This window comes from Psychrobacter sp. FME6 (genome assembly GCF_014861365.1).
Classification (GTDB): Bacteria; Pseudomonadota; Gammaproteobacteria; order Pseudomonadales; family Moraxellaceae; genus Psychrobacter.
Genome location: NZ_RRYW01000107.1, coordinates 1 through 8,432 on the forward strand (window position 1 = coordinate 1; position 8,432 = coordinate 8,432).

At 40.2% G+C, this 8,432-nt stretch carries 5 protein-coding genes, 2 tRNA genes and 1 pseudogene; 5 read left to right on the forward strand and 3 right to left on the reverse strand.

Features of this window, described 5'->3' with window-relative positions:
• From EI162_RS12275 to EI162_RS12290, 5 genes and pseudogenes are all read left to right on the forward strand, one after another.
• Positions 1-140: pseudogene (locus EI162_RS12275) on the forward strand (IS982 family transposase); the annotation flags it as partial.
• 784 nt (positions 141-924) lie between these two features.
• On the forward strand, positions 925-2,592 hold the full coding sequence (locus EI162_RS12280; RefSeq protein ID WP_263972272.1) for a sodium:solute symporter family protein: 1,668 nt from the start codon (positions 925-927) through the stop codon (positions 2,590-2,592).
• A gap of 98 nt (positions 2,593-2,690) precedes the next feature.
• Positions 2,691-2,825: a putative transporter small subunit gene (locus EI162_RS14675; RefSeq protein ID WP_225736989.1), complete on the forward strand. Its 135-nt coding sequence runs from the start codon at positions 2,691-2,693 to the stop codon at positions 2,823-2,825.
• Positions 2,826-3,015: 190 nt separating this feature from the next.
• Positions 3,016-3,089 (forward strand) — tRNA-Cys (locus EI162_RS12285).
• Between the two features lie 138 nt (positions 3,090-3,227).
• Positions 3,228-3,314: transfer RNA gene (locus tag EI162_RS12290), tRNA-Leu, on the forward strand.
• Positions 3,315-3,487: 173 nt separating this feature from the next.
• Here EI162_RS12290 and EI162_RS12295 read toward each other — a convergent pair.
• The 3 genes from EI162_RS12295 to EI162_RS12305 all read right to left on the reverse strand — a co-directional run bounded on the left by EI162_RS12295 (position 3,488) and on the right by EI162_RS12305 (position 8,310).
• Positions 3,488-4,819: a hypothetical protein gene (locus EI162_RS12295; protein ID WP_192524624.1), complete on the reverse strand. Its 1,332-nt coding sequence runs from the start codon at positions 4,817-4,819 to the stop codon at positions 3,488-3,490.
• A 50-nt stretch (positions 4,820-4,869) separates the two neighbouring features.
• Complete coding sequence (locus EI162_RS12300; protein ID WP_192524625.1) at positions 4,870-5,652, reverse strand: hypothetical protein; 783 nt, start codon at positions 5,650-5,652, stop codon at positions 4,870-4,872.
• Between the two features lie 318 nt (positions 5,653-5,970).
• On the reverse strand, positions 5,971-8,310 hold the full coding sequence (locus EI162_RS12305) for a hypothetical protein (RefSeq protein WP_192524626.1): 2,340 nt from the start codon (positions 8,308-8,310) through the stop codon (positions 5,971-5,973).
• Positions 8,311-8,432 lie beyond the last annotated feature (122 nt).

The following is an 8,432-nucleotide window of genomic DNA, read 5'->3' on the forward strand; positions in this document are numbered from 1 at the left end:
TACAAAGGGTACGAGCAAAAGATTTATGGCATTTGTCTCATCGATTGATTCGTAAGATTCTGTCTCATAATCTATGCTTTGTACTCAACAAAAAACTTGGTAACCCGCCTCTTCAGTTTGAGTTGCTTATTTCAAGTTGAGAGTGGGGTAAATCTTTCTTACTTGCTGCTCTCAAGCGTGACAGAAGTTGCGAAAATTTTACTCCAGTGGCACTCTAAAGTGAATCAACTATACGACTTCCCCTCTCTAAATCCATTACACCCATTTGTTTGACTCCTCAGTCTAAGCATTTTAATGCCTAATAGCTGTAACCTCAGTTCATGACCGTCACGCTAACCTACCTTATATTATACCAATAGAACGCAATTTTGGACGCCTCTCTTTTATAGTAGGTTGACTATACATTTGAGGTTATTTACATAATAGGTTACCCTTAGCGCACGAACATGTTACCTGTAGTTAACATAGTTGTAGTTTTATTTATCAATAATTCGTTCATTGGGCTGATTACTTGGGCCGTCTCGAATCGATTATTGCGAATATAGGTAATGCCGACTTCGGATTACGCATCAACTACACAATGCGATAAACACCGCTATGACTATCGGCTTATTACTGCTGATAGAGCTATCTAAATCTAGCCCATACCATCAACCATGGTTTGGTGCTTATCCGCAATATTATTATGGCTGTTCGTAAGATGGACAACCATAGCACTCGACTACAACTGTGTAGCATACCTAATGGCATCATGGTTATTCCATAAACTGAAGACCTTGACCATTAATACAGTTGATATATTTGCTATTTATAGTACGACGCGCATTAGCTCAATATGGGGATTTTATAGGCTATAACGTATTCCTAATAGTTTGGGTTAATTAAATTTCACTGAATTTTATTCATTTAAAACAATTGCGAGGTATGAATTTGAAAACGGAGTCATTGTTCCAATTTTCATCGCTCACCATTATTTTATTATTATTGGCATTTTATGGCGGTACTTATCTACTCTCTTTATTAATTAGAAAGGACAAAGAAACAACCTCTGGATTTATGGTCGCAGGTCACGGTGTCGGTTTCGGTATGGGCGCCGCCAGTATGACCGCCACTTGGATTTGGGCAGCTTCATTTTATGCCGCTGCTACTTCTGGCTATAAATACGGTGTGTCAGGCCCGATACATTATGGGTTTTGGGGTGCGTTGATGATTTTATTCATCTACCCATTCGGTATGCGCTTTCGTGAATTAGCCCCAAATGGCCACACATTAGGGGAGCTAATCCATGCGCGCCATGGTTCATCAAGCCAATTAATTTTAGCCATATCTAACATTATGGGCAGCTTAATTAGCTTGATGGTCAACTTCACCGCGGCTGGGGCGTTGGTGTCAGTCTTGTCACCCTTATCGTTTCAAACGGGTGTGATGATCGCCGGTATCGGTGTGCTGAGTTATACTTTGACCTCAGGTTTTCGAGCCTCTGTGTTTACTGATTTTGCCCAATTGGTCGCGTTAATGGCGATTGGTGTGGTCATTATTCCAGCCGTATTATTCTCTATGGGTGGTCCTTCAGTCATGGTCAGTGGCTTGTCTAACCTGACCTTAGAACAGCAGGATTTCTTTTCATCTGAGGCGTTTTTCCAACAAGGCGCGCCCTATTTTGTCGCAGTATTGGCTTATGCTATCGGTAACCAAACCATTACTCAGCGCTTATTTGCCATTGATAAAACCAAAATTAAAGCGACCTTTGTCACTGCCACTGTCGGCTATGCTGGTATCGTTATCGGCCTTGGTATGATTGGATTGATGGCCTTAACTATTGGTATTGAACCACTCGATGGCAATATGAATAACCTGATTCCACAGATGGTCAGTGCCTATCTGCATCCCGTATTTATCGCACTATTCTTTATCTTAGTGATTGGCTCACTATCATCGACAGCTGATTCAGATTTATCAGCCCTATCGACCATTATGATGGCCGATGTCTACGGTAAAAATATCGCTAAAGGTCGTGTCAAGCCAAAAACTATGATGCTCGTTGGCCGTGGTACGATGATTATTGCCACTGCCGCTGGGTTGATTTTTGCCAGCTTTAAGCTTGATATTTTGGTGATGCTGGTCTTCGTTGGTGCATTATGGGGCGCGATTGTATTCCCTGTAATTGCCAGTGTGTTCTGGAATCGCGTGACCAATACCGCCTTTACTTCAGCCGTTATTGTAGGGCTGTTATTGTTCTGTGTTGCTCGTTTTGAGCTGATACCTATTACGGGCTTTGTCGCTTTATTCTTTGAGATATTAGCCAGTGTTGGTGCAGCAGTGGTTATTGGTCTTATGGTCTTTGGGTTCTTGGGCCGTAAACTCGGTATGGGAGCCGCGGCTATCACGCTCGTGCTGATGTTAATCTTCGCAACTGGCTTCCTACGTCAATATATGGTCTTACTCGCTTCACTGACCGCCTACGGTGCCAGTACTATTGTCTGCGTGATTGTCAGTCTGATGGGTAATGAGCATTTCGACTTTGATCTTATCAAGCAGCGCGTGGGCAGTTACGATAAAAAAAGTGAGGCCGTACAGACGCCCAAAAATTAAACCACAGCAGTGTTGTTAAATAACGGTTGGTCAGTGGTCAGTACATGAGTAGTCATTGGCTGACCGTTAACTGCTCATAAATACGATAAGGAGATATCATGGACAACGTGTTTATATATGGCTTATATATTTTAATTTGGCCAGCGATTACGCTTGGGGTACTGATATTAATCTGTACCGCAACTTATCGAGATATCAAAAAAGCCAGACGCAACAATCAGGATATTGTTTGATAAAATATTTCTGGTGTTATCTTGAATATTCATCGCTCGGCAAACGCTTAGCGATGAATCAATAAGGCTATTAACGGTTTAAATATTAATAAATGACAGTTAAATTGATACAAGCTAGTAAATAACCGGCTTATAATGAAAAAATGACTTGTAATTTAAAATATTTTTGCTAATATAGTCCACCTTGATTGGCTGGATAGCAAAGTGGTAATGCACTGGACTGCAACTCCTTGATCGTCGGTTCGATTCCGACTCCAGCCTCCAATTATTTAGCTCAAATATTTTATAAACAATACATTAATTTTAGCTTGCTTTATTAATGAAAATGCTTATAATAGCGAGCACTTATCTAGTAGCTAGATGGTCTATCAGCTAGTATACGTTAAAGATAAAACAAGTTTTGCCCGGGTGGTGAAATTGGTAGACACAAGGGATTTAAAATCCCTCGATCGAAAGATCGTGCCGGTTCAAGTCCGGCTCCGGGTACCATTATATTAAAAGGCTTCCAAGCAATTGGAAGCCTTTTTCTTATTATATAACTTCTCTTATTGAACCAACTTTTCTCTTTAGGCTTACCTAAGACAATCTGCTATTAACCTGCCAGCTTTACTGTTAGATGCCCTTCTCACGTATAGGCTATATCAATTTTATATACCCAAAAATTAGCCACATCCTGTCATTCCATTCTGAAAAACCAGCCCTTGTGTCGCAATAAAAAACAGATAGAAAGAGCTTAACATGACAAAAAAAGCAGCCACTTTCATAGTAGCTAACGGTCTATTGGCAATACCAGCAAACACAAGCGGCCTATTAACGATACTAGCCAGCGCAAGTAATAATTTGGAATCCGTGAGCATAAACAAACACAACGCCTGCATAAAGATAGCCTTTAATAACTGCTCGTAAATAATTGCTCCACAGGTTTGTTCAACAAAAAGAAAAATTGATATGTTTATTATGACAATAGTAAAAAACGCATATTTAACAGAGCTATTTAGATACGCATTTTCATTGTGTCGTTGGTAAACTTTGGGTCGCCTTGCTCTTTTCCTTTTTATATAACTCGTGGTAGGTTGAATATTCAGCGGATGGGTTTCATTGAAATACCAAATAGTTTCCCATATCTCTATAGTCATGTCTGGCATGATGTCATCTGCTTGAAAGTGCTGCAGTTTCTGACTCGCAGGCGACCACCAAAGACCCGTCTGCGGACAGGGCTTATCTGCCTCACAACGTGAAAATTCCGGTATTGCGCTACTGCCACCACCACTATCCGCGATACGCTCAACTAGCATCCAAGTAACAGGAGCTCTACCGACAGCGTGTGTCGTATCAGGATCATAACCGACATTAGCTTCATTTGCTAACATGCCATCTAATAGCACTTGAGCACTGGCATCTGCTCGGTTTGGTACATAAATGCCAGCGACAGGAACAACTTCATCTACCTTAACGCTATATTGTTGGTTGAGACTATAGATAGGCCATGATTCAGGTGGGTTGAACGGTCCTCTTGACTCAATGCTGTAATTTTCTATTAAATCATAAAGACACCAGCCAAAGTAACTGGTTATTTCCAAGTTAAAAGCGCGTAAGCTTGCCTCTCTCTCCCATTTATAATAATCCAGCTGTTGCTGCTCTGGCATCCAGTTGATATCGTAGTCCATATTGATAGCCCGAAAGGCACTCTCAACATTACCGCCATATCTTATTGCTGCTAAGTCTCCTTTTAACAGCTCTTGATAACCGATATCCAGGCTGTCTAAAGTATCACGCAGGTTTGGCAATACCCGTTCGCCCCAGACGATATCAGGTTGTCTATTGATAGGACGCGTGCGGTAATCAAAAGGTAAATCATTGACAAATAGCTCTAATGCGTATTCAGCAGCTTCTAGCATATGAGCAAAAGCATCACGCATCTCTTTAAAGTAGGCGGGTGAACTATAGCACTCTAATAGGTAAATCTCTTGCGGTCGTATGATGTAATTATTCATTTTTATTGGTTCTCGTACTATCTAATTGACATTGGCTGATAATTTTTCATCTAAGCAATCACCAGCATTACATACAGTATTGAGCCAATAAACCACGTTGCATTAATAGCAATTCCTGAATACCATTTCCGCTTAACCGTTTGATTTTGATTAGCAAAAGCGGCTTGCCGCTCAGGTGTGACAGGCAAGATATTATACGGATTATTTTGACCATCCCATATAAGCCGACGCTGCACTTCAGGATGCAAAGCAGGATTGGCACTGGATTGATAGATATTGCCTTCAGCAAGGTCTAAGTAGCTAACGGTACAAGCGCGCAACCAACCCATAAAAGTCACCTCGTGCCGTAGACCAGTCAAACCTTTGTTTTTCTTCTCTTGAGCGATATCAGCACAAGCCAATAATGAGCTGCTAACATCTGTTGGACAAGCATGAGCATATCGTGGGTCAAGCGGCAGCTCGTCTGCTGAACGTTCCATATAGGTACGGATAAACGTCCACTGGTCATAAGGGTTGAGTTGCATGTCTTCAAAGTTAATAGATAAGCTTGGCTCTCCTGTTGATTTATCGATAACGTGCAGATTCAGTACTTCATAGACTAAACCTTCATTACGTCTTACGGAGGCTGTGATATCTTTATAATTAATCAGATGAAAAATAGGGGCTTGTTTGCGGTTATGTTCGTAGTAAGCAATCTGCTGGGTATTTTTTAGTAGTAAGATTTTGTGGTATCGAGATTTTTTAGCTTTAAGTTGTTTTAAAGTTAGGAACGGAGCAAAGCCAATTACAGTCAAGAAGAGAATAAGCATTCCAATCGGAAATAAAGATATCAACTCAAATTCATCAATTATAAAATATTTAAATGATGCTACTATGAAAATAAAAAAGCTTTGACCAAACAACCATATACCACAATACGATGCTAAAAACCATACATTTTGAATAGAGTTAATACTGGAATGAAATAGCAGATAGTCTGGATTCACTTCATGAATAAGTGAACTTAATCTATTAATACTGACATTTTTTTCTTTAAAATTAGGAATACCTCCCTCATAAGGGCGACTGATTATTTTACCGACAGGAGGTATAGGAGGAATTGGTAAGATCATAGTAGCATTCAACTCAAATGTATTGTTTCATCAGATTTTTTAGTATTTATTATTGTCTAAATAGCCAACGTCTTTTAAAGGAAACGGCGGGTTTCGGCTACTATCAGGCGTATAAGTCACAATCACTTTTGCGTTATTGATACTATGCGGTTCAAACTTTAATAACTGCGTTCTAATAACAAACTGATCGTCTGCCTCCCCTTTTGTCACTACAGGCATTAACTGCTCAATAGCTAATGACGTAATATTACTAGCAACCGGTTCATCGCTAGTAGAGTTATAGAATATCGCTTTATATAGGTTTTGTTCTCTGCCATTTTTGTCAGCGATGACTTCTATCGTCAACTGGCTTGCTTTGTCCCAATTGCCAATATGAACATTACTTTCAAATAAGGTCAGATGCTCGTGCACACTGCCAAACACTGGCGGTAGCCTGATCTCACTGTTTGAGTTAATCGTGTGCTCTACAGGCATTCTACCTTGAAAGGTTTGCAAACGATTATTGGCTAAGAATAAGGTGCACGCAGTGATAAAGCCACTAATGTCATCTGCTAAGCTGTTAAAGGCAGGCTTTTCTTGGAATGGATTTATCAGATAATAGTCTTGTGTTCGCATGGCTTTATGACCAAACACACTGTTGTCTAGCCAATATTCTATTAAGGTATTGTTTTTATCATCGAACTTATAGGCTAGGCGCTGAAAAGTATAGCTTAGTGTCATGCCTATCATCATAACACCAAGTAGTGCCGCACCAGGGACAGCTGCCGCGCCACCAGTTGCAGCGTTGGCCACGCCATAACCATAAATCAAGCCCGCTACTGCTGAAGCAGTTATTGATACACCTGCACCAAAAGTCATACCAAAAGAAAGCTTATTTCCATCATTAAACTTACGATAGCCATAAATCGCTAAGCTCCCCACCTCAAACGTCGCGCCAACCATTCCTAGCCACCCTGCACGGTAGACCAGCTTGTTTGCAAAGCTAGTCTTACCTAGTACGCTAGCTCCTGAAGCGGTCACATCCATACTAGCCGTCACCAGTGCAAGCCCTGAGCTGACTGTGCCCAATTGCGCCTCCGTGAGCCGTAGTGGGTCGCCTGCATATTTCAATCTGGCAATGGCTGGCATACTGGCAATCACGGCATGTAACTGAAAATATGCGATAAAACCAGACACGACACCCATACCTCCATTCGCTAATTTTTGGACGCTATTGTGCCATTGAACGGCTTCAGCTGCCAATGCTTTAGCATCTAGCTTATCAAGGTTAATGGGTCGTTGACCGTCATTTAGCTGGCTTAAGGCATCCATGCCTTTACCTGTTGAATAAGCTTCATCAAAGTAATACAAAACTTTAGTTTCGGCCTGCTGTAGATTATCAATCTCTGGAGTACGTACAATATTGGTATCAGTGACGGTTTCCACGATACTCGTAACACCTCTTTTAGCTTGTCTGGCTCTTTCATTAATTCTATTAACGAATGATTTTGGAAACACTGCGTCTAAGGCAAAATTTGCAAAGGCAACTGCAGTATCAGCTTTGGCCGTAATCTTCCTAGGAACGACTACTAATCCTGAATGACCATAGATACTCAGTTCAAGTGTCTTATACAAAGCCCGAAAAGCTTTTGGATCGTAAAAACTAAGCTTCAATAAGTTTTGGCTTAAAGTTTTTATTAATTTGTTCTTGTTTTCAAGGGCACTACGTTTATTATCTACTGTGATTTTATTCAGCCAAGTGACGCTTATTTTTTCGCTGATATAGCCAATGCCTGCACCTGTCGCTTCAGAGGCTCTATCTTGTTTAAAATCATGAAGTACTTCAACGAACTCTTTATTAAGTCCACCAAGTGCTTTGAGTAGCCAGTTCTGGTTTATATCTATACCACTACTCAACTGAGGCAGCAATGCTTGTTTAAACTCCTCTTCAGTAGCCACATCACTTTTAGGTGCGGTAGAATCAAAAGCATCGAGCATGCTTTGCGGGATACCAATATTACTATCATCAATACCACAGCCTGCAATACAAGAAGCAATCATTGCCTCAAAATCTTTAGCCGTTTCATCATCATGAGTAAGCTCAATATCAAAGTCATTCTCTAAAATATATTTAAAATCCTCGCTACTGATAGCTTTAATAAAATTTTTACGAGCACTGACAATCTCTTTCTTAAGATCAATTATTTTTTGAGAGGTTTGTAAGTAATGCTGATAATTCAGCTTATTAATATGCTTAAATATCAAGTCATCTGGATCAGTATCTGAGAATACTATATTAAGTGCTGTCCCTAGAACATCTTTATCCCCCCAGTTAAATAGCTCTTTACCTTTAAACTCAGTGGTCTTTATACTGAATTTTTCAAGGTTTTTTATAATCAAAGCATTAATAAGTTTACGACTATAATCCCTTTCTTCGGATATTTCACTAAGCTGGCTAATTAAGTAAGGCTGTGTTTTAATAATGTGTTGATTAATTTAATGATAGAATAATGGTGTTATAG

What these genes read in the sequence shown, in the direction of transcription:
- EI162_RS12280 (WP_263972272.1), top strand. Translation starts at nt 925, where the DNA reads ATGAATTTGAAAACGGAGTCATTGTTCCAATTTTCATCGCTCACCATT.
- EI162_RS14675 (WP_225736989.1), top strand. Translation starts at nt 2,691, where the DNA reads ATGGACAACGTGTTTATATATGGCTTATATATTTTAATTTGGCCAGCG.
- EI162_RS12295 (WP_192524624.1), bottom strand. Translation starts at nt 4,819, where the DNA reads ATGAATAATTACATCATACGACCGCAAGAGATTTACCTATTAGAGTGC.